The sequence below is a fragment of the Mesorhizobium sp. M1B.F.Ca.ET.045.04.1.1 genome (assembly GCF_003952465.1).
GTDB lineage: Bacteria > Pseudomonadota > Alphaproteobacteria > Rhizobiales > Rhizobiaceae > Mesorhizobium > Mesorhizobium shonense.
In genome coordinates, this window is record NZ_CP034448.1 from 2,432,043 (window position 1) to 2,454,005 (window position 21,963).

Annotated in this window: 18 protein-coding genes; 3 read left to right on the forward strand and 15 right to left on the reverse strand. The window is 64.4% G+C overall.

Annotated features, from left to right (window positions below; all coding sequences use genetic code 11):
* The first annotated feature begins 116 nt into the window (after positions 1 to 116).
* Entirely contained in the window at positions 117 to 1,571 is a 1,455-nt protein-coding gene (locus EJ071_RS11930) for a glutamate synthase subunit beta (protein ID WP_126098039.1), read from the forward strand.
* A 74-nt stretch (positions 1,572 to 1,645) separates the two neighbouring features.
* On the opposite strand, the gene EJ071_RS11935 is transcribed toward EJ071_RS11930, so the two are convergent.
* From EJ071_RS11935 to EJ071_RS11945, 3 genes are all read right to left on the reverse strand, one after another.
* Complete coding sequence (locus tag EJ071_RS11935; protein ID WP_126098040.1) at positions 1,646 to 2,053, reverse strand: MAPEG family protein; 408 nt, start codon at positions 2,051 to 2,053, stop codon at positions 1,646 to 1,648.
* Positions 2,054 to 2,184: 131 nt separating this feature from the next.
* The gene (locus tag EJ071_RS11940; RefSeq protein WP_126098041.1) at positions 2,185 to 3,405 is read right to left on the reverse strand and encodes a DUF459 domain-containing protein; all 1,221 of its coding nucleotides are present in this window, start codon (positions 3,403 to 3,405) and stop codon (positions 2,185 to 2,187) included.
* A gap of 113 nt (positions 3,406 to 3,518) precedes the next feature.
* Positions 3,519 to 4,739, reverse strand: a complete 1,221-nt coding sequence (locus EJ071_RS11945) for a lytic murein transglycosylase (RefSeq protein WP_126098042.1) — start codon at positions 4,737 to 4,739, stop codon at positions 3,519 to 3,521.
* A gap of 236 nt (positions 4,740 to 4,975) precedes the next feature.
* Between EJ071_RS11945 and galU the strand changes: the two genes are divergently transcribed.
* A complete protein-coding gene (galU, locus tag EJ071_RS11950) occupies positions 4,976 to 5,881 on the forward strand; it encodes a UTP--glucose-1-phosphate uridylyltransferase GalU (RefSeq protein WP_126098043.1) in 906 nt (301 codons plus the stop codon).
* Between the two features lie 48 nt (positions 5,882 to 5,929).
* On the opposite strand, the gene EJ071_RS11955 is transcribed toward galU, so the two are convergent.
* Positions 5,930 to 7,723: an outer membrane beta-barrel protein gene (locus EJ071_RS11955; protein WP_126098044.1), complete on the reverse strand. Its 1,794-nt coding sequence runs from the start codon at positions 7,721 to 7,723 to the stop codon at positions 5,930 to 5,932.
* A gap of 160 nt (positions 7,724 to 7,883) precedes the next feature.
* Between EJ071_RS11955 and EJ071_RS11960 the strand changes: the two genes are divergently transcribed.
* A complete protein-coding gene (locus EJ071_RS11960; protein ID WP_126098045.1) occupies positions 7,884 to 8,885 on the forward strand; it encodes a KpsF/GutQ family sugar-phosphate isomerase in 1,002 nt (333 codons plus the stop codon).
* 2 nt (positions 8,886 to 8,887) lie between these two features.
* On the opposite strand, the gene EJ071_RS11965 is transcribed toward EJ071_RS11960, so the two are convergent.
* The 11 genes from EJ071_RS11965 to EJ071_RS12015 form a co-directional block, all read right to left on the reverse strand.
* On the reverse strand, positions 8,888 to 9,385 hold the full coding sequence (locus tag EJ071_RS11965; protein ID WP_126098046.1) for an NfeD family protein: 498 nt from the start codon (positions 9,383 to 9,385) through the stop codon (positions 8,888 to 8,890).
* Positions 9,386 to 9,413: 28 nt separating this feature from the next.
* Entirely contained in the window at positions 9,414 to 10,364 is a 951-nt protein-coding gene (locus tag EJ071_RS11970) for an SPFH domain-containing protein (RefSeq protein WP_126098047.1), read from the reverse strand.
* Positions 10,365 to 10,500: 136 nt separating this feature from the next.
* A complete protein-coding gene (gene hemH, locus EJ071_RS11975; protein ID WP_126098048.1) occupies positions 10,501 to 11,565 on the reverse strand; it encodes a ferrochelatase in 1,065 nt (354 codons plus the stop codon).
* Positions 11,566 to 11,713: 148 nt separating this feature from the next.
* Entirely contained in the window at positions 11,714 to 13,753 is a 2,040-nt protein-coding gene (locus EJ071_RS11980) for a 5'-nucleotidase C-terminal domain-containing protein (RefSeq protein ID WP_126098049.1), read from the reverse strand.
* A gap of 190 nt (positions 13,754 to 13,943) precedes the next feature.
* Positions 13,944 to 14,315: a hypothetical protein gene (locus EJ071_RS11985; RefSeq protein WP_126087794.1), complete on the reverse strand. Its 372-nt coding sequence runs from the start codon at positions 14,313 to 14,315 to the stop codon at positions 13,944 to 13,946.
* A gap of 185 nt (positions 14,316 to 14,500) precedes the next feature.
* Positions 14,501 to 15,946 (reverse strand): homospermidine synthase, encoded by a 1,446-nt coding sequence (locus tag EJ071_RS11990; RefSeq protein WP_126098050.1) that lies wholly within the window; start codon positions 15,944 to 15,946, stop codon positions 14,501 to 14,503.
* A gap of 133 nt (positions 15,947 to 16,079) precedes the next feature.
* Positions 16,080 to 17,015 (reverse strand): DUF3445 domain-containing protein, encoded by a 936-nt coding sequence (locus EJ071_RS11995; protein WP_126098051.1) that lies wholly within the window; start codon positions 17,013 to 17,015, stop codon positions 16,080 to 16,082.
* Between the two features lie 37 nt (positions 17,016 to 17,052).
* Positions 17,053 to 17,715, reverse strand: coding sequence for an aminotransferase class IV family protein (locus tag EJ071_RS12000; RefSeq protein WP_126098052.1), 663 nt, complete (start codon positions 17,713 to 17,715; stop codon positions 17,053 to 17,055).
* Complete coding sequence (locus EJ071_RS12005) at positions 17,664 to 18,809, reverse strand: aminodeoxychorismate synthase component I (RefSeq protein WP_126098053.1); 1,146 nt, start codon at positions 18,807 to 18,809, stop codon at positions 17,664 to 17,666. The genes EJ071_RS12000 and EJ071_RS12005 overlap by 52 nt, the downstream gene beginning before the upstream one ends.
* A 169-nt stretch (positions 18,810 to 18,978) precedes the next feature.
* Positions 18,979 to 19,695 carry a proton-conducting membrane transporter gene (locus EJ071_RS12010; RefSeq protein WP_126098054.1) on the reverse strand — a complete coding sequence of 239 codons (717 nt, stop codon included), beginning with the start codon at positions 19,693 to 19,695 and terminating at the stop codon, positions 18,979 to 18,981.
* Positions 19,696 to 20,055: 360 nt separating this feature from the next.
* Positions 20,056 to 21,894 carry a M3 family oligoendopeptidase gene (locus tag EJ071_RS12015; RefSeq protein ID WP_189521450.1) on the reverse strand — a complete coding sequence of 613 codons (1,839 nt, stop codon included), beginning with the start codon at positions 21,892 to 21,894 and terminating at the stop codon, positions 20,056 to 20,058.
* Positions 21,895 to 21,963: the final 69 nt, after the last annotated feature.

Below are 21,963 nucleotides of genomic sequence, written 5' to 3' on the forward strand. Positions count from 1 at the left end.
GCACTTTTCCTGGAATTGCTTTAGGAACCAAGGTTGCCACGGCGGCCTTATGAGGTTAACGGGTGCGCCGACAAGCTAGGCTTTCGTGCGTGCCTTCGGACAGCAGGGACTGGACTATGGGCAAGGTAACAGGCTTTCTCGAAATCGACCGGCAGGTGCACAAGTACCAGCCTGCCTCGGATCGCATCCGGCATTTCCGCGAGTTCACGCTGCCGATGTCGGACAAGGAGGTCGAGAAACAGGCCGCGCGCTGCATGGATTGCGGCATCCCGTACTGCCATGGACCGACCGGCTGCCCGATCCACAACCAGATCCCGGACTGGAACGATCTCGTCTACAATGGCGACTGGGACAATGCGATCCGCAACCTGCATTCGACCAACAATTTCCCTGAATTCACCGGCCGCATCTGCCCTGCGCCGTGCGAGGAAGCCTGCACGCTGAATCTCGAGGACATTCCGGTCGCCATCAAGACGATCGAGCAGGCGATCGCCGACAAGGCTTATGAGACCGGCCACATCCGGCCCTATCCGCCGGAGAAGAAGACCGGCAAGCGTGTCGCCATCATCGGCTCCGGGCCGGCCGGCATGGCGGCGGCGCAGCAGCTCGGCCGCGCCGGCCATGACGTGCATGTCTATGAGCGCGAGAGCCGGCCGGGCGGACTGATGCGCTACGGCATTCCGGACTTCAAGATCGAGAAGCACTACATCGACCGCCGCATCGAGCAGATGCAGGGCGAAGGCGTGAGCTTCCATTGCGGCGTCAATGTCGGCGTCGACAAGTCTGTTGCCGAACTTCTCGCCGACCATGACTCCGTGCTCTATTGCGGCGGCTCGGAAACGCCGCGCCCGGCCAACATTCCGGGCGATGATCTTGGCGGCGTCTATGACGCCATGCCCTATCTGGTGCAGCAGAACCGCCGCGTCGGCGGCGAGCCGATCCAGTCGGTGGCCTGGCCCTCGCACCCGATCATTGCCGGCGGTCAGCATGTCGTGGTGGTCGGCGGCGGCGACACGGCATCCGACTGCATCGGCACCGCTTTCCGGCAGGGCGCGGTGCGCGTGACGCAGCTCGACATCCGCCCGCAGCCGCCGGAGAAGGAAGACAAGCTCGCGGTCTGGCCCTACTGGGCGACCAAGATGCGCACGTCGTCCTCGCAGGCCGAGGGCGCGGAGCGCGAATTCCAGGTGGCGACGCTCGAGTTCATCGGCGAGGACGGCCAGCTGACCGGCGTCCGCTGCTGCGAGGTCGACGAGAAGCGCAAGCCGATCGCCGGCAGCGAATTCGTCATCCGCGCCGATCTCGCCTTCATCGCCATCGGTTTTGCCGGGCCGGCGAGCGACAGCGTGATGAAGGAGCTCGATGGCGAGATAAAGGTGGTCACGGACAGCCGTCGCTCGCGAAACGTCGAGGCCAACGACCGCGACTACAGGACCAGCATCGACAGGCTCTACGCGGCCGGCGACGTGCGCCGCGGCCAGTCGCTGGTGGTGTGGGCGATCCGCGAAGGCCGCCAGGCGGCGCGCTCGATCGACGAGGCGCTGATGGGGTCGACAGTGCTGCCACGCTGAAGAGGGTCGATGTGTTCCGCAAGGCAAGATGACGCCGCTGGCCGCAAATGCTCGGGCCAGGAGCTTCGATAGTTCTAGCTCACCAGTAGCGCTGCCGCCCAATAGGCGCCGATGGCCATCTGGACCGCAAACGCCGAGAATCGAACCTTAACAGCGGTTGCGCTTGTCGACGTCAAATGAACAACCGACTGCGCAATACGGGCCGCGAGGAACCAGTACGCAAGAGGATCGGTGATCGAAACGCGTGAGGTCATGATCGCCAAAGCCATAAGACTTCCGAATATGGGCAGGCCCTCGATGCAATTCGCATGAGCCCGTGCAAGTCGCTGCATAAAGGGCGACAAGCCGGCGTTGTCGGGGCTGAAACCATTTGCGGGGATCCGGCCCGTCACAACCAGATAGGTCCGCACGACTTCCATGAAAATAAGCAGGCAAAGCGCCCAAGCTGTGAACCCAATCAACGCGTAACCGGTCGCCGACATCTTGTCCCCCAGTCATGGCCGCAGCCATGGAATTTGCCCTTGGCGGACAATGCCATTGTTCCACCCGGTCCGGAACGCCTGCATGCCGCAATTCCGAACGGAAACCGCTATGCACCTTTCCTGAGGTTGTTCTAGCGGCTGATGGCTGTCGTCGTATCCGGCTCGGCGCCGGCCGCGGCTGCCGGTTTCGGCGGCCAGGAGAAATCGTCGGCGCGGCCGGGCGAGGCGGCCGGCGCCTTGCCTTCTACGGCCAGCTTTTCACCCGGCAGGTTCGGATCGGCCTTGACGGGCGGCGCGGCGCCCAGCAGTTCCGTGCCGCCGTCGAGCGCGGGGTCGCTGAGCAGCATTGGCGGTGTGCGGTCGACGATGACAGGCGCCGCGGCAGGCTTCGACGCCTCGACCGGGGCGCCGGCCGGCGCGGAAACCGTGGTGATGCTTCCCGGCGCCGCCAGTCCCAGGATCTTCGCCAGCGGCTTTTCCGTGTAGAAGGCCAGCTTGCGCTTGCCGGCCCTGGTGACTTTGATGCCGTCGTCCGAGCGCAGGCGCACCGGCTGGCCGTTGATGTCGGGACCGGAGGTGACGAAGGCGCCGTTCTCGTCGACGAAGCCGTCCCAGACGTCGACGAACTCGCCGCCATGGCTCTGTGCGGCCGAATGATAGATGTCGTTGAAGGCCAGCATGTCCGAGGTCATCTTCGCCACCCGGAACGCCGGCATGCCGACCCACAGGAACGGCACCTTGGTGTCTTGAATGGCCTTGCCCAGCGCGTCGGCGCGGCGCTCATATTCCTTGGTCCAGGTCTCGGAGCGCGGCTGCTCGCGCACGTCGCCGACGCGCATCTGCTGACGGTCGTTGGAGCCGAGCATGACCACCACGACGGACGGTTTCTCCGTCTCGATCAGCGACTTGATCTCGACCGGCCAGTTGTAGAAATCGTCGCGCACGAAGCCGGACGAGCCGTTGCTGCGCACGACGATCCTGACGGCCGGATTGTCGGCGAAGGCGTCGTCGAGACCCTCGGCCAGCCCGCCCGCCAGGAAATCGCCGACCACCAGAACGACGCGGGCGTCCGGCGCCTTCTCGACGATCGGCGTTTCCGGTTCGGCCGGCGGACGCGGCTTGGGTTTCTTCTTTGGTTTCGGCCTGGCCTTCTGGATTTCGACCGGGGGCTCGATGCGCTCGCTGCGGCGCGGGAACAGGAGGTCGCGCAGCGACCAGCCGCGGCTTTCCTCTTCCTGCGCGAAAGCTGGCGAATGGAAGGCACTGGAGCCGGCGACGGCGAGCACGGCGACAGCCAGGACGAGGATCGGCAGGTGGCGAACGATCAGCCAGATACGCGCAACCGTAACCAATCACCTCTCCATTCCTTGGCGCATGACCAGCAAAACGCGGAAAATCATGCGCAAGCCGAAGCGCTACAGCATCCTTTCCGTCTTTGAAAGGATGCCTCGCGCCATGGACGGCTCTATTGCTTCCGGAGCCATTTCAGCACTTCCAGGCTCGGATAGCCATCCTGGGTCAAGCCGACCTTGGCCTGATAAGCCATGATGGCGGCCTTCGATCCGTCGCCGATCTTGCCGTCGAACTTGCCGTCATAATAGCCGTGCTCGGAAAGCCGCTTCTGCAATTCCTGGCGTTCCTCGAAGGTGAGCTTGGTGAAAGGCCGCTGCCAGTCCTGCACGAGACCGGTGCCGCCGGCGATCTCGTCGGCGAGAAGGCCGACGGCCAAAGCATATTTGTCGGCGTTGTTGTAGGCCTTGATGACCGAAAAATTCCTGATCATCAGGAATGCCGGTCCGCCCCTGCCGTCCGGCACCTTCAACGTCGCCTTATCGGTCAGGTTCCTGAACGGCTTGCCATTGGCCCTGGCGACACCGAGCGCCCGCCATTGCGCCAGCGTCTTCGATCCGGCGGGCAGCTTGCCGGCCGGCAGGGTCACCTCGTAGCCCCAGGTCTTGCCGGCCTGCCAGCCGTTCTTCCTCAAAAGGTTGGCGGCGGTCGCCAATGCGTCGGGGATCGAATTCCAGATATCGCGCCGGCCGTTGCCGTCCATGTCGACGGCATAGCGCTGATAGCTGGTCGGGATGAACTGCGTCTGGCCCATCGCGCCGGCCCAGGAACCCATGAGATGGCTTTCGTCGATGTCGCCGGTCTGCAGGATCTTCAGCGCGGCGATCAGCTGCGTACGGGCATATTTCGAGCGCTTCGGATCGCCATAGGCAAGGGTTGCCAGCGAACGGACGACATTGCGCATGATGTCGTCGCGCTTGAGGATCTCGCCATAGTTCGATTCCATCGACCAGATGGCGAGAAGGACATTGCGGTCGACGCCGAACCGCGCCTCGATGCGATCCAGCCACGGCTTCCATTTGCGCGCCATCGCCTGTCCATTGGCCACCGACTGGTCATGCACACGGTTGTCGAAATAATCCCAGGCGGGGGCGGTGAATTCCGGTTGGGTGCGGGCCTTTTCCAGCACGACCGGGTCGGGCTCGATGCCCCTCATGGCCTGGTCATAGACAGCGCCGGAAACGCCGCCCGCGACCGCGGTCGCGCGGAAGCCTGCGACCCACTGGCGGAACCCGGCATCGGCGAAAGCGGGTCCGGCGGGCATCAGCAAGGCAAGCGTCAGGCCGGCCGCCGTCACCAGTGCCGTCAGGCGCCTTGCGGTACTGCGAACGGACATCTTTTCCTCCTTCGTCAAATCAGGAAGGATCATTCAACGCCGAACCGGGTTAGTATTTAGTTTACCATAGGGGCCGCTAGGAACGAAAAGTGCGGTCACGGCCTTTCGCCGGTCAATCCGGCCGTTCTGTAGTTCAACATTCCGGCGTGAAAATGATTCCCGTCGTGAAAATGTCGGAGGGGATTGCGGAGCGGAGCGCCGAGCGGATAATGGGTTCAAAAAAGGATGGGTGGAGCATGAAGCGAGTTCGCAAGGCAGTTTTCCCGGTCGCCGGCCTCGGCACACGGTTTCTTCCAGCCACCAAGGCCATTCCGAAGGAGATGCTGACGGTCGTCGACCGGCCGGTCATCCAATATGTTGTCGATGAGGCGCGCGATGCGGGCATCGAGCATTTCATCTTCGTCACCGGTCGCAACAAGGCGGTCATCGAGGATCATTTCGACGTCCAGTTCGAGCTCTACGACACGCTGGCCCAGCGCGGCAAGGACGATCAGCTCGCCCGCCTGCAGCGACTGCAGCCGGCGCCGGGGCAGACCAGCTTCACGCGCCAGCAGGTGCCGATGGGGCTTGGCCATGCCGTCTGGTGCGCGCGCGAGCTTGTCGGCGACGAGCCGTTCGCGCTGCTGTTGCCCGATATGATCATGCAGTCGGAGAAAAGCTGCATGAAGGATATGGTCGAGCTCTATGCCGAGACCGGCAACAACATCATCGCCGTGCAGGAATGCGACCCGGCCGAAGCGCACAAATACGGCATCGTCGGCCGCGGCGAGGATACCCATCACGGCTTCCGCATCACCGAAATGGTGGAGAAGCCGAAACCGGGCACGGCGCCCTCCAATCTCTTCATCAACGGGCGCTATATCCTGCAGCCGGAGATTTTCGGCATCCTCGAAAGCCAGGAGCGCGGCGCAGGCAACGAGATCCAACTGACGGATGCGATGCTGAAGCTCGAGAGGCAGCAGTCCTTCTACGGCTATCATTACAAAGGCCGCACCTTCGACTGCGGCTCGCCGGAAGGCTTCGTCGAGGCCAATGTCGCTTTCGCGCTCTGGCGCAACGATATGAACGCGAGCATGGCCGGGGTCATCCGCACGCTGCTGGATGAGGTGCAGCCGACCGAACGCCGCGGTGCCGCCTTTTAGGGTAATTGCCGATATTCAGCTATGCCGGGACCGCTTCGGCGGCACCCCTCAGCGCTGCACCTTCAGGCCGAGATAGACGCTGTTGGCGACATAGTCGCGGCCGGGCAGGTTGCTGGTGAGCTTCTCCGTCCTCACCCGCGTGGTGAGGCCGGCGTAACGGTTCAGCCACCAGGTCAGCCCGGCCTCGGCGCTCAAGATCAGATCGTGGCCGTCGGAGCCGGTATAGTTCCGCCAATCGAGGCCAAGCGACGAATTCGCCGTCAGATTGGCGCGGACCTGGCGCTCTCCGGTGAGCCGGCCCGAGTAGAGGACGTCGCCGCTCTCGTTGGCCGCGGTCGTGCTCTCGATCGTGGTCCTACCGGTGAGACCGATGATGGTGCCGCGCTCGGGCGACCATTTGAGATCGGCATTGACGTATGGGCCGGCATTGGCCGGCAGGCGGTCGTCGTCGATGGCTTCGCGCAGCCATCCGACGGAGAACTCGCCGGACAGCTTGTCGTCCATGTCGAGCTCGAGGCCGGCGCGCGCGCCGAGCCGCGTCGAGGAGCGTTCGAAACCGTTGCTGTCGAGGCGCAGATCATAGACCCGCCGGCCGGCTTCCACCTCGGCGAACGGGGTGACGGCCGGTGACACCTGGTAGCCGGTGCGCAAGGTCGCGGAATAGAGCGTGGAGTCGCGATCCTTCTGCGACAGGACGGTGCCATCCGAGAGCTTGGCGTCGCCATAAAAGTCATGTGTGACCGCACCGGTCAGCGTGTAGCGCATCTTGCCGACATCCTTCTCGATGCCGAGGCTGCCGTCCACGGTCTGGCGCAGCGGCTGCGAGGTGACGCCGGCGATGGCATCCGGCGAGGACGCCGATTCCGGCACTGCTTCATAGCCGAGCTTGGCGATGGCGCGCAGCTCATGGTCGAGGTCGACGTTGAGCTGGCCCTCGATCCGGCCCTGCGCATCGTTGATCTTCTGGCCCGAGAGCGTGTTGCGGAATATGCCGTAGCCGTTGATCAGCGCTGAATTCTCGCGCCAGTCCGAGGTGGCGGAAAAACGCAGCGCCGTCTCGGACAACACCGCCGGCCTGCCGCCGCTGCTGGCATCGGCATTGGACGTCGCGGTGAAGCCCTGCTCCAGTGTCGGCCGGAAGACGAAGGTGCCGACCTTGATGCCGGTGGCGGCAAAGGGATCGTCCTCGGGTTTGACTTTCTGGCCTTCGATCGACCCGGTACGCTCGGCGCCGGGATCGAGCTTCTGCCTGTCGATGCTGTCGATGGTAAGGGCGCGGCGGTTGGGACCGTCCTGGTCGGTGGCCGCGGTATCGGCCTGGTCGCCGGCGACGGCGGTCCTGGTCGTGCTGCCGGTGGTCTCTCCGGGCTTCTTTTTGACCTTTTTCTTGTCGGCCGCCTTGACGTCTTTTTTTGCGTTGGCGTCAGCCGCGCGCTGCCTGGCGGTCGAAGGCCGGCGCGGTTTGGCCGCGGTCTGATCGTCGGCGAACGGGTCGTCGGTCGCTTGCGGCTGGTCGAAGATGCTCCCAGTCGCGCCCGCTGTCTGGTCGTCGCCAGGCACCGCACCCAGGCTCGCCGGCTCATAGGGGTTGGCTTGTGTCTGGTCCTCGGCCGTCTGGGCCGCCGGAGCAGCCTGATCCAGCGATCCTTGCGCGCGCAATTGCCTCGCCTTGCGCTGCTGGTCGGCCAGGATCGCCGATTCCGAGACCTCGCCGCGCAGCTCGGTTTCCTGCGCGAAGGCCGGCGCCGGGCGCAGCAAGGCAAGAACGCTCGCAGCCACCAGCAGCGTGCTGACGGCTATGCCCTTTCGACCTCTTATCGTTTCAGGCTGGGCCCCGGACATCGTCACCACTGCTTGCGCGGCGCGGTTGCGCCATACTTACCGAACCGTAAAGGCGGATGGTTAACGGAGGGTTGAGGCGGGCCGATTCCGCTGCCCCCGGCGCACGCGAAACGGGAATTCCGTTGGACAGGCGGGCGACATGGCGCTAATGGCATCTGCCATGCATGCGGGGTCCCCAGGAAGAAAGCCGCCGGACAGGCAGGCCGCGATCGAATCGGCGCTGAGAACGGTGGCGACGGAGCAGGCCGGTATCGCTGCGCTTGCCGCAGCGCTCGACAACGGTCTGGCCGAGCCGTTCGCGGCAGCCATCGATCTCATCTCGCGGATCGAGGGACGTGTCATCGTCACCGGTGTCGGCAAGAGCGGCCATATCGGCTCAAAGATCGCGGCCACGCTCGCCTCGACCGGCACACCTGCCTTCTTCGTCCATCCGGCCGAGGCCAATCATGGCGATCTCGGCATGATCGCCAAGGACGACGCTATCATCGCCATGTCATGGTCGGGCGAGAGCAAGGAACTGATGGGCATCGTCGCCTATTCCAGGCGCTTTTCGATCCCGCTGATCGCCATCACCTCCGGCGGGAGTTCGGCGCTGGCGCGTGCCGCCGACGTGGTGCTGCTCCTGCCGCCGGCGCCGGAGGCCTGTCCGCACGGGCTGGCGCCGACGACATCGGCGCTGCTGCAACTGGTCATGGGCGATGCGCTGGCGATCGCTTTGCTCGAGGCGCGCGGCTTCACGCCCGATCATTTCCGCACCTTCCATCCCGGCGGCCAGCTCGGCGCCAACCTGACGCAGCTGCGCGAGATCATGCATGTCGGCGAGCGGCTGCCGCTGGTGCCGTCGGGCACCGGCATGCGCGAGGCGATCGCCGAACTGTCGCGCAAAGGCTTCGGCTGCGTGGCGATCACCGGCGCCGATGGCGCGCTGATCGGCATCATCACCGACGGCGACATCCGCCGCCATATCGGCAGCGATCTTCTGTCGATGAACGTCGATCAGGTGATGACGAAGAAGCCGAAGACGGCGGCCCCCGACACGCTGGTGGCGACGGCATTGCAGACGATCAATACGTCCGCCATCACCAGCCTGATGGTGGTCGAAGGCGGACGGCCGGTCGGCCTTGTGCATCTGCACGATCTGCTGCGCATCGGCGCCGCCTAGGTTCAGATAGCTTCGACGGTCAGCTCCAGGTCGGTGTCTGCTGCGCCGGTAACGCGCACTTGCGCACCCGCCGGAAGATCCGGGCCGGAGACGCGCCACAGCGTATCCCCCAGCCGGATGCGGCCGCGCCCGTTCTGGATCGGCTCGGCAAGCGTGGCCGTGCGGCCGACCATCTGTGCGCCACGACGGTTGAGCAGCGGCTGATCGACCTCACCGGCGCGTGCTGCCGTCAGCCTCTTGCCGACGAAGGCCGAAATCACGGACAGGACGAGAAAGGCCAGAACCTGAACCTGCCACGTCCAAATGGCGCCATTCAACTCGGCCTGCCACGGCCAGATGGCGGCATAGCCGATGAACAGCGATATCGCGCCGATGATGAGGGCCGCGATGCCGATCCACAGCATGAACACGCCCGGCGCCACGATTTCCATCACCAGGAGGACGAAGCCGAGAACCATCCAGTTCCACGGGCCGAGTTCCGAAACGATGCGGTCGATCATTGACGTTCTCCCCCACCCACACGTTGGATCAGTTGTCCGTCGGCCGCACGAGCGGCGGACGGGTGCTCTGCCGTTGCCCGCCCGAGGGGCCGTCGCCCTTGAAGACCTCGCGGGCGATCTCGCCGATGCCACCGAGCGAACCAATCAGCGATGAAGCTTCGAACGGCATCAGCACGATCTTGTTGTTGCTGGACGAGCCGATCTTGGCCAGCGCCTCGGTGTATTTCTGGGCGACGAAATAGTTGATCGCCTGCACGTCGCCCTTGGCGATGGCTTCCGACACCACCTGCGTCGCCCTGGCCTCGGCTTCCGCCGAGCGCTCTCGCGCCTCGGCGTCGCGGAAGGCGGCTTCCCTGCGGCCCTCGGCCTCGAGGATCTGCGATTGCTTCAACCCTTCGGCGGCGAGGATCTGGGCGCGCTTGTCGCGCTCGGCCATCATCTGGCGGCCCATCGATTCCACCAGATTGGCCGGCGGGTTGATGTCCTTGATCTCGACGCGGGTGATCTTGATGCCCCACGGATGCGCCGCCTCGTCGACGACGCGCAGCAGGCGCTCGTTGATGGCGTCGCGGTTCGACAGCAGTTCGTCGAGGTCCATCGAGCCCATGACGGTGCGGATGTTGGTCATGGTGAGGTTAAGGATGGCGTTCTGCAGACCGGAGACCTGGTAAGCCGCCTGCGCCGCATTGAGAATCTGGAAGAAGGCGATCCCATCGACGCCGACTATTGCGTTGTCGCGGGTGATGATTTCCTGGCTCGGAACATCAAGCACCTGTTCCATCATGTTCATCTTGGCGCCGATGCGCTCGAAGATCGGGTTGATGATGTTCAGGCCGGGCGTCAGCGTCTTGGTGTACCGTCCGAAACGTTCCACCGTGTAATTGTAGCCTTGCGGCACCGTCTTGATGCCTTTGAAAAGAAGGATGATGACCAGGAAGACAAGAACAATGATGGCAATATCGAAACCGCTGAAGCCCATTTCGTTTCTCCCTCAAAAGGCGGCGACCTCACGAAATCACTTAAGTGTGTTTCCGCAACGTTACAATCAGGTGATCACGAATATTGGTTAGCGGAGGCTTTTGCGCACCGGCATCAGGACCTGTCGGTGAAGCTCGTCACACCCAGCCGCGCAGTTCGCGCCGGACCAGCGCCTCGATCACCGCCACGCCCTCGGCGCTGTCGTTGAGGCAAGGAATATGGGCGAAGTTCCTGCCGCCGGCATGGTGGAACGTCTCGGCCGCTTCGCGGCCGATCTCGTCCAGCGTCTCGATGCAGTCGACCGAAAATCCCGGATTGACGATGGCGATCGACCTGACGCCGTCCTTCGCCAGCTTCTCGACGGTGACGTCGGTGTAGGGCTGCAGCCATTCCTGCGCGCCGAAGCGCGACTGGAAAGTTGTAATCAGCTTCTTCTCGTCCCAGCCGAGCCTTGCCCGCAGCAGCCGCGTCGTCTCCAGGCAATGCGCCCGATAAGGATCGCCCTTGTCGGAATAGGGCTTCGGGATGCCGTGGTAGGAAGTGATCACCACCTCCGGCTCGAAATCGAGCGTCGCCAGATGCTTCTCGATCGAACGCGCGAGCGCCTCGATATAGACCGGCTCGTCGTAATAGGGCGGCACGCTGCGGATTGCCGGCGCATGCCTGATCTTCATCAGCGCGCGGAACAGCTGGTCGTTGGCGGTCGCCGTCGTCGTCGCCGAATATTGCGGGTAGAGCGGAAAGCTGAGGATGCGCTCGCAGCCTTGCTCGACCAGCCGTTGGGCGACGCTACCCGTTGAAGGGTCGCCGTAGCGCATCGCCCAGTCGACCACGACGTTCGGCAGGTCAGCGAGCGCACCGGCGAGTTTCTCGGCCTGCGCGCGCGTAAAGGTGCGCAGCGGCGACTCGTTTTTTTCGCGGTTCCAGATTCTGGCGTAGTTGGCGCCGGACTTTTTCGGCCGCGTGGTGAGAACCAGCCCGTAGAGGATCGGATACCAGATCGCCTTGTTGAGCTCGATGACGCGCGGATCGGAGAGGAATTCCCTCAGATACCGCCACATCGGCTTGAAGTCGGTGCCGTCAGGCGTGCCGAGATTGATCAGCATGATGCCGATCTTGCCCGCTGTCACCGGCGCGGCACCCGCCGGCGCCGGATCTGCGGTCTCGGCGGCTTTCGCATCGGCGGGGTTGGCAAGCGTCATCGACTGTCTCCGGGCAGGCGCCGTAAAACTAGCGACGCCCTGCTGCTTTTCAATGCCGCGTCTGGCCGCACCTTATCCCGCTCCCGCCCGAAAACAGAACACCCGCCCGGTTGCCCGGACGGGTGCCCCTGAATTTTCCGGCGAGAGATTACTTGGCAGCCGGCGGGATGGTCAGCGTCGCGCCGAGCGGCAGGCGGCGCGGCCTGTAGTCCTTGTTGGCCTCGGAAATCAGCTTCCATTTGGTGCCGTCGCCATAGTTTTTCTTGGCCAGGTCCCAGTAAGTGTCGCCGGCGGCGATCACATGGTTGGTTTCTGGGCTGGTCCCGGCCGGCTTGGCCGGCTCGGGGGCAGGAGTCGCCGGAGCAGTCTCGGCAGGTTTTGCCGCTTCCGACGTTGCCGGTGTCGTCTCGGCCGGAACGGTCGGCGGCGTGCCGGCGATGTCGCCGGAATTGGATGGCAAAGCCGGCATTGCGGTTTCGGCGGTGGCAGGCGCGGTCTCGGCCGGCTTCGCAGGCTCGGCCGCCGGCGCGGTTGCTGCGGGCGCGGTCTCGGCAGGTTTTGCAGGTTCCGCCGCCGCCGCGCCGACCTCGGTGATGCGGCCGTCGAGCTTCGGCGTATAGGGCCGGTGCGCGCCGAGATAGTCGGCCACCACCTGCTCCAGCCCGGGACCGTAGTCATAGGCGTCCGTCGCCTTCTCGGCGAAGACCTTGTAGCCGTCGCCGCCCTGGCGGACATAGTTGTTGGTGGCGACCAGATACTGCTTCTCCGGATTGATCGGCGCCCAGGCGCCGTTCTCCATCACCTCGACCGATTTGACGCGGCCGGCATTGGGCGCCACCGACTTGTCGAAGGCGTATTTCAGCCCGGCCACCTGCGGGAAACGGCCGGCGCCGTCCTCGATCTGGCTGAGCCCGTTTTCGAGACCGGCGACCAGGTCCTTGCCGGAGATCTTGAACGTCGCCAGCGTGTTCTGGAACGGCAGCACGGTCAGCACCTCGCCCATGGTCACGGTGCCCTGGTCAATCGAGGCGCGCAGGCCGCCGCCGTTCGAAATGACGATCTCGACGCCCTGGCCCTTGACGCGATCGAGGACGGCGTCGGAGACAAGATTGCCCATCTCGCATTCCCGCGCCCGGCAATTCTCGCGGCTGCCGTCGATGGCCTTGGTGGTCTCGGCGACTTCCTTGTTCTTCAGCGCCTCGATCGGCGCGCCAAGCTCCTTGATACGGGCGAGCACGGCCGGATCGGGCGTGATCGACTTGTCGAGATAGATCGGGTCGCCGCCCGCTTCCTTGACCACGCCATTGTCGTCGAATACGACCTTGAACTCGCCGAGATATTTCGAATAGGACGCCGCCTGCACGACCGGCACCTTGTAGCCGTCGGGGTTGTCGACCATCGTCGGATAGGGGCCCGCCGCCTTCGGGTCGGTGTTCGACAGAAGCGTGTGGCTGTGGCCGCCGACCACCACGTCGACGCCAGGGATTTTCGCGATGACATCGCGCTCGCGGTTGTAGCCGATATGGGTGACGGCGATGATCTTGTTGATGCCCTGCGCCTTCAGTTTCTCGACCTCGGCGGTGATCGACTTGACGTCGTCCTCGATGGCGATGTTGGGACCGGGCGAGGCGAGCTCGGGCGTGTCGTTGGTGACGGCGCCGACAATGCCGATCTTCTGGCCGCCGACCTCGACCACGATCGACGGCTTGATCTTGCCCTTGGCGCCGGACTTGTCGTTGGGCACGACATTGGCGCTGACGACCGGGAACTGCGCCTTGTCGAGGTAAGGCACCAGCGCGCTCTCGCCGTCGTCGAATTCGTGATTGCCGAGCGTCACCGCGTCGGGCTTCATCTGATTGAGGAATTCCTCTTCCGCGGCGCCCTTGTACGTGATGTAGAACAGCGACCCCTGAAAACTGTCGCCGGCATTGAGCAGCAGCACGTTCTGGCCTTCGAGCTTCTTGCGCTCCTGCGCGATCGCAGTGATCAGCCGGCCCGCGCCGCCGATGCATTCGCCCTTGGTCTCCTCCTCGGCGGAACAGGTCGACTCGTATTTGTTGTTGCCTTCGATGCGACTGTGCCAATCGTTGAAATGCAGGATGTTCAGCGTGTAGTCGGCAAAGGAGGCTCCGGCCGACAGGCTGAGTACTGATGCTGAAAGGGCGGCAATGGCGGCAAATTTCTTCATCTTCGTCTCCCGGATGCACTGACCTGAAATGCTTAAACCCCTCGCTTGACTGGAACATAACAGCCAGCTTCCGGTCATGTTCACATCGCGTTTTGGCCGATGCAAGCGGAAATCGGGAAGAGGTTTGCCAGCACAAAAAAGGACGGCAGCTCGCGCCGCCGTCCCGCATCATTTCGATATTTCGTAGACCTTAAGCCCGGCGCGTCAGCACGAAGTTCTGGCCGCTGGCGCTGGTGCAGTTGAGCTGGCTGGTCGAGACCATCAGGCAGTTGAAGCTGACCGGCGTCTGGCGGATCAGCGAGGTGCCGTGAATCTCGACCGAGGTCGGGCCGGTCAGGGTGTAGCTGCCCTCGGACAGCTTCTGGCCGGTGTCGGTCGCGACGGTGGTGAAGCTGCCGGCGGCGAAGGTCGACAGTCCGGTGCCCTTGGCGTCGATCCAGTTGCCCTCGACGCCCTTGGGCGCGGCCGCGATCGGTTCGGAGGGGCCGGTGGTGGTGCAGGCGGCAGCGGCCAGAAGGCTTGCCGCGGCGCCTGCCGAAAGCAATTTGCGCGCAATGGTCATATGAAAGTCCTCTCCTCTCGCATCGGCCCGAAAATCGATCCGATTTTCGGAAAGCACGATGCGTCCATTCAAGTGCTAGAGCGTACTTGATGCGTCCGACTGGACGCATGCCGCTCTAGGCCGCTTCATTTCAATCGCCCGATTTCCGGGCGATTGCAAGGTGGAGACGGCGGTAGACGCGGCTGCTATCGCACGAGGATGTTGCGGAACTGCCACGGGTCGTCCTTGTCCATATCCTCGGGGAAAAGGCCGGGGCGGTGATCGAGCGGCGTCCAGTCGGTGTAATAGCCCCTGACCGGCCCGAGATAGGGCATCTGCACTTCCAGGCAGCGCTTGTAGTCCATCTCGTCGGACTCGACGATGCCGGCAGCCGGATTCTCGAGCGCCCAGACCATGCCGGCGAGCACCGCCGAAGTCACCTGCAGGCCGGTGGCGTTCTGGTAAGGCGCGAGCTTGCGCGCCTCGGCCAGCGACAGCTGCGAGCCGTACCAGTAGGCGTTCTTGTCGTGGCCGTAGAGCAGCACGCCGAGCTCGTCGACCCCGTCGACCAGCTCGTTCTCGTCGAGCACATGATGGACGGGCTGCGCCTTGCCGGCGGCGCCGAACATCTCATGCAGCGACAGCACGGCGTCGTTGCAGGGATGGTAGGCATAGTGGCAGGTCGGGCGATACTGCACCTTGCCCTTCTTGCCGCGCACGGTGAAGAAGTCGGCGATCGAGATCGCCTCGTTGTGCGTCACCAGGAAGCCATATTGCTCACCGGGCGTCGGGCACCAGCTGCGCACGCGCGTGTTGGCGCCAGGCTGCTCCAGATAGATCGCTGCCTGCGAGCCGTTCTTGTGCTTCTTGCCGTTTTTCGGCATCCAGGTCTCATGCGTGCCCCAGCCGAGCTCGGCCGGCTGCAGGCCCTCCGAGATGAAGCCCTCGACCGACCAGGTGTTCCAGAACACGTCCATCGGCTTCGGTTTCTTCGTGCGCTGGGTATCGCGCTCGGCGATGTGGATGCCCTTGACGCCGGCCTTCTTCATCAGCTTCGCCCAACCCTCGCGGTCGTGCTCCGCCGGCACAGCAAACTCGAGCCCGAGATCGGTGGCGAGGTTGACCAGCGCCTGCTTGACGAGCCAGGAGACCATGCCGGGATTGGCGCCGCAGCAGGAGATCGCGGTGGTGCCGCCCGGGTTCTTCTCCTTCTCCTGGCGGACGCTCTCGCGCAGCGCATAGTTGGTGCGCGAGGCATTGTCGGCCTTTTCGTCGAAATAGAAGCCGAGCCACGGCTCGACGACGGTGTCGATGTAGAGCACGCCGAGCTTGCGGCAGAGCTTCATCAATTCGAGCGAGGAGGTGTCGACCGACAGGTTGACGCAAACGCCCTGGCCGGCGCCATTGGTCAGAAGCGGGGTCAGAAGCTTCTTGTAGTTCTTCTTGGTCACCGCATCCTGCATGAAGGTGATGCCGCGCTCGTCGAGCAGCTTGCGGTCGGCGTCGCGCGGGTCGATGACCGTCATGCGCGACTTGTCGAACTTGAAATGGCGTTCGATCAGCGGCAGCGTTCCCCGTCCGATCGAGCCAAAGCCGATCATCACGACAGGGCCGGTGATTTCACCGTAAACGGGCCAGTTTTCATTCGCCATTTTTTCGGACACTCCTTCAAACACATGCAAAAACCCGGCGTTCCCGCCGGATGGCCAAGCGCTACAACCACAGATCATTGTCATAAACCAGCGAAAAGCGCCAACCGCCGGCTAAGCCGGGACGGCCACGTGGTTAAGCTGCCTCGACCATGCCGGCGAGGAAGGCAACCAGCCGGTCGCGGTCGGCGGTCAGGCCCTTGTAGTCGAGCTGCGCCTGGTCGAGGGCGTTGAGCTGCTCGGCGAAAGAAGCCGCGAGCGCCGCCTTGTCGGGGTGGCGCGCGAGCACGGCCAGCGGGTCGAGATGGATGCGGATGGTGAAGAGAATGTCGCGCGAGACCGGCAGTTTGCGCAGCGTCTGGCGCTCGACACGGATAAAGGCGTGCGCGTTGATATCGCCGTCCGGAAAGCGTGTCGGGCGGTTGGTGGCGCGGTCGACGCGCTGGATGTTGGAAAGCGGGTGATAGAGCGCGTCGCCCGCCTGGATCGACCAGTTGAAGCGTTCGACCGCCTGACCCTGCAGGCCGTCGAACATGCGGTTGATGACTTCGGCCGGCCGCGTGCCGGGGCCGAAGCCGGGCACCGGCGCATGGATTTGCTGCAGCGGCTTGCCGAATTTTTCCCGAAGCGACCAGGATGACGGAAAGCACAGCGATCCGGCGGCGAGCCGCCAGCCGCTGTCGTCCCGGCGCATCAGGATCAAATCCTCCTGGACCAGCAGCGATGCCCGGACAAGCGGTGCTTCGCGCAATTCGGGAGAGAGTTCGCGGGTCGCTCCGTTGAGGCCGACCACCTCGATAGCTGAGCCATCGCCGCGATGGCTCTCAGGATGTTTTGCGGGGAGATAGGCGGCGAGAAGGTCGAGCACTTCGCGCTGCGCGTCGCGCGTATCGTATTCCTCGACAAAGACCTTTTCCGCGATCTCCGCGTAAAGCCGCTGCTTCTCGGCGAGATGCGGCAAGAGGAATTCGTCGACCTCGATCCAGCGATCGAGCTCGAGCGGCTTCAGGCCAATGGTGAAGAGCTTGAAGGATCCGTCGTAAGGCGTGTGGGTCGGCTGGCGAATGGTCATGCTTTTATCAAACAGAAAATCTCCGGCGGCTCCCGTGTCATTCCAATTGCGCCGGGATAAGCCCGCGCAGCGAATTGCCGACGAAGATCGCCTTCGCGGATTTTAGATCGTCGAAGGTGTAGATCGCTTCCACGGCGCGGCCTTCGTCCAGAAGCTCGCCGCGCAATACTCCAGGCAAGAGGCCGCAATCAAGTCTCGGCGTCGCGAGCACGCCGTCGCCAAAGTCGGCGAAGAGATTGGTGATGGTGCCTTCGCAGAGTTCGCCGCGCTCATTGGCAAGCAGCACCTCGTCGGCGCGGGTGGCGAGATATTCGGCGCGCGCCCGCTGGTAGGTTTCGCGGCGGCTGGTCTTGTGGCGCAGCAGCGTGTCGCCGGAATCGAGCCGGACTCGCGCCAACTGCAGGCGCCACGCCTTGCCGGCGGGAAGCGGTTCGTAAGGCTGCGCGGACGCCGCTGCTTCGCCGTTGCGCCGCAGGGCGAGGCGGGTTCGCAGCACGATCCGCTGCCCGCCGACCGCGCCCGTCAGCACCTCGCCGACCCGTTGCGGGTCGCAGGCAAAGCCGAGCTCCGCCGCCGAGGCGTAAAGCCGCGCAAGATGGCGGTCGAAGCGCAGGAAGCCCGAGCCAGGCTCCCAGCGCATGGTCTCGATCAGCTCGAAATCGGCACGGTTCCCGTCGCGAAGCGCGCTTTCAGAAGACACTCCCGGTACTCCTCATCGGCTGTCGAATCGAAGACGACGCCGCCGCCGACATTGTAGACGGCCTCGCCATCGGCAAAGAGCGAGATGGTGCGGATCGCCACCGAAAAGCGCATCCTGCCGCCGGGCGCGACCCAGCCGATGGCGCCGCAATAGACGTCGCGCGGCACGCCCTCCAGCTCGTGCAGGATCTCCATGGCGCGGATCTTTGGCGCGCCGGTGATCGAGCCGCAGGGAAAGAGCGCGGCGAAGACCTGGCGGATGCCGATATCCGGCAAGAGCTTCGCCCGCACCCGGCTCACCATCTGGTGCACCGTCGGATAGGTCTCGATGCGGAACAGTTCCGGCACCTCCAGCGTGCCGACCTCGCTGATCAGCGAGATGTCGTTGCGCAGCAGGTCGACGATCATGCGGTTCTCGGCCTGGTTCTTCTCGTCGTTGCGCAGAAATGCCTTCAGCCGCGCATCCTCAGCCCTGGTCGCGCCGCGCGGCGCCGTGCCCTTCATCGGATGGGTTTCGATCATGCCTTCGGCGTCGATCTCGAAGAACAGTTCCGGCGAGCGCGACAACACGATCGGATCGCCAAGCGAGATCAGCGCGCCGTACTTCACCGGCTGGCGTTCGGTCAGCGCGTCGAAGGCGGCGAGCGGATCGCCGGACCATTGCGCATGGACCGGAAAGGTCAGGTTGCCCTGGTAGCAGTCGCCCTTGCGGATGTGGTCGTGCAGGCGCGCGAAGCGGACGGCATAGTCCTCGGCGGACCAGGTTGCCCTGGCGTCGAAGATCGGGCCGTTGCTGACTGGGCCCGGGTTCTGCGGCACCGCCTGCTCGAGCGGCGCGTCGAAGACGCCGAGACAGATCAGTGGCGCGCGGCGGCCCTCGGGCAGCAATGGCACCAGCTTCGGCTCGAGCAGATAGCCGGCCTCATAGGAGAAATGGCCTGCCAGCCATTTGCCGGCGTCGGAGGCCGCCTGTGCCGCCTCGAGCGCCGGCGTGAACTCGTCGGCGCTCAGCGCCGTGATGATCTCAAGCGGCCTGTCGAAGACGAGCTGGCGGCCGGTCTCGTCGTTGCGGAAGATTGCGGAAGGCAGGGACATAAGCTTTCGGATGCGGTCAATGGCGCCGTCGATCGCTCTATATGGGGGGCTGTCGGCGCGCAATCGAGAGAGCGGCGTCCATGGACGCAAAGGCGGCTGGAACAAAAGGAAAGCGGCGGTGCCCATGACGAGCGCCGCCGCCTGTCATGTGCCCGAAGGCTGAATGGGATCAGGTGTTGCTTGAGGTTCCAGCCGTCGGGAACTGGCGGGCGAATTCGGCCTCGTTGCCCGAGGCCAGCAATTTCGCCTGCTCGATCCATTTCTCGCGCGCGATGCGACCGTCGAAATTGAGCACGTCTTCGATCCGCTTGACGTCGGCATCGGTCCAGGCAGCGATCTGGGCGTAAGTCGTGACGCCCTGACCCTTGAGCAGCTTCTCGTTGACCGGACCGATGCCGATCAGGCGGCGCAGATTGTCGGCCTTGCCGGCAGCCGCCTTGGGAGCGGCGGCTTTCTTCGGAGCCGTGGCGGCCTTCTTTGGCACAGCCGATTTACCCGCCGGTTTCGGTGCGGCGCTCGTCTTGGCTGCTGCCGGCTTGGTCGCGGCGGTTTTGGTCGAAGCGGGTTTTGCCGCAGACGATTTCGCCGCGGCCGGCGTCGACATCAAAGCCGCCGGCGCAGGTGCGGCGGCCTTGTCGGCACCGGCCTTGGCGGGTGCGGAAGGCGCTTCGCGCAGCCGGTTCTCGAGGTCGGCGCGGGCGCGGCCACATGCGTCGAGCTCGCCGCTCAGGCGATTGGTATCGGCGCGCAACCTGTCGCGTTCGCTCTTCGTGCGGTCGAGGTCGCCGCGCAGGCTGTCGAGCTCGCCGCGCAGGCGGCCCCAGATGAACCAGCCGGCCAAAACACCCACAACGAACGCCAGGAGCATGTAGAAGAAAGTGCTCATTTCCCTCTCCAGTCCGATCGAGCTGCCGCGGCCCGGAATGGCGGGCTTGTCGCAGGGATCGTCAATCGTTCCGCAGTCGGCGGAACAGCCGCTTCAATCGAGCAGTCGGCGCTTGGCTCTCCTCCGGCTATGGCCGACGGCCGTCATCGCATCCGCCGAAGCGCCGCCAAGGCCGTCTCTGGCCTTGGCGATGCGTCCGGCTGAGCTTGGGGCGGGACGCTATCATATGGCCTGCGGAAAGCTAATTGAAAAATGCGGCGCAGAGTTATTGAAGAACAGGTATTTAGGGCAAGAATAGAGCGCCGCGAATATGCGTTTCGGCTAAATTGTTCCGACCCATGCCGCCGCGCGAAACGCCCGTCATTTGTCGAGCGCCTCCAACTCGTCGATCAGGGCGCCGATCACGCCAAGGCCGATCTGCCAGAAGGCAGGGTCGGTGGCGTCGAGGCCGAAGGGCGCCAGAAGCTCCGAGTGATGCTTGGTGCCGCCGGCGCGCAGCATCTCGAAATACTTCTCCTGAAAGCCGCGCTCGGCGTTCTGATAGACGGCATAGAGGGAGTTCACCAGGCAGTCGCCGAAGGCATAGGCGTAGACATAGAAGGGCGAGTGGATGAAATGCGGGATGTAGGTCCAGAAGACCTCATAGCCATCGCGCAGCTTGATCGCCGGCCCCAGGCTCTCCGCCTGCACCTCCAGCCAGAACTGGCCGAGCCTGTCGGAGGTGAGCTCGCCGTTGCGGCGCTCGGCATGCACCTTGCGCTCGAACTCGTAGAAGGCGATCTGGCGAACGACGGTGTTGATCATGTCCTCGACCTTCTGGGCGAGCATCGCCTTGCGCTCGCGGCGGTCGGCGGTCTGGTCGAGCAGCGAGCGGAAGGTCAGCATCTCGCCGAAGACGGAAGCCGTCTCGGCCAGCGTCAACGGCGTCGAGGCCATCAGCGCGCCCTGGCCGGCCGCCAGCACCTGGTGCACGCCATGGCCGAGCTCGTGCGCCAGCGTCATCACATCGCGCGGCTTGCCCATGTAGTTGAGCAGCACGTAAGGGTGCGCCGACGGCACGGTCGGATGGGCGAAGGCGCCAGGCGATTTGCCGGGCCGCACCGGCGCATCGATCCAGCTGCGGTCGAAGAAGGCCCGCGCGATTTCCGCCATGTCGGGCGAAAAGCGCTGGTAGGCCGACAACACCGTGTCCCTGGCGTCGTCCCAGCGGATCACCGCCTGCGGGGTCTCGGGCAGCGGCGCGTTGCGGTCCCAGTGGTTCATCACCTCCATGCCGAGCCAGCGCGCCTTCATCGCATAGTAGCGATGCGACAGGCGCGGATAGGCCTCGCGCACGGCGGCCGCCAGCGCGTCGACCACGCCGCGTTCGACGCGGTTGGCGAGATGGCGTGAATCGGCGATGTCCTCGAAGCCGCGCCACCGGTCGGAAATCTCCTTGTCCTTGGCGAGCGTGTTGGTGATGAGGGTGAAGGTCCGCAGGTTCTTGCGAAAGGTCGCGGCGAGCGCCTCGGAGGCGCGGCGGCGCACTTCGCCGTCCGAGTCCTGCAACCGGTTCAGCGCCGGCTCCAGAGTCAGCTCCTCGCCGTCGACATCGAAGCGCAGGTCGGTCATCGTCTCGTCGAACAGGCGGTTCCAGGCGCCGCGTCCGGTGACCGACTTTTCATGGAACAACTGCTCGACCCGATCCTCGAGCTGGTAGGGCTTGTCCTTCCTGAGGTCGAGCACCCACGGACGGTAATGGGCCAAGGTCGCGTCGGCCGCAAGCGCGGCTTCGATCACCGCGTCGTCGATCAGGTTGAGCTCGAGCGCGAAGAACAAAAGATGCGCGCTGGCATCGGTCATCTTCTCCTGGACGTCGCCATAGAGCTTGGCGCGCTGCGGATCGGCGGTGTTGCCGGCATAGACCAGCCCGGCATAGGAGACGATGCGGCCGATCAGTTCCTCCAGCGCCTCATAGGCCGTCAGCGCTTCGCCGAGCCGACCGGCGGCGCCGCGCTCGGCCTCGGCGGCCAACGTGCCCTTCCAGCGGGCCTCGAAGGCAATGGCGTCGCTTGCCGCCCGGGCGATGTCGCGCTTCAGCTCCGGCGCTTCCATGCCGGAATAGAGATCGGCAAGATTCCATTCCGGTAGATCGCCAAGCTCCGCCGCGCCCTGACCAGACGCTGGCGCCGCAAGCCGCCGACCAAACATCATGCGCATCAAAATACCTTCCAGGACCAATGGGAAAGAAGAAGCCGGTCAAATCCTAAGGAATTCGTTCACCGGGTT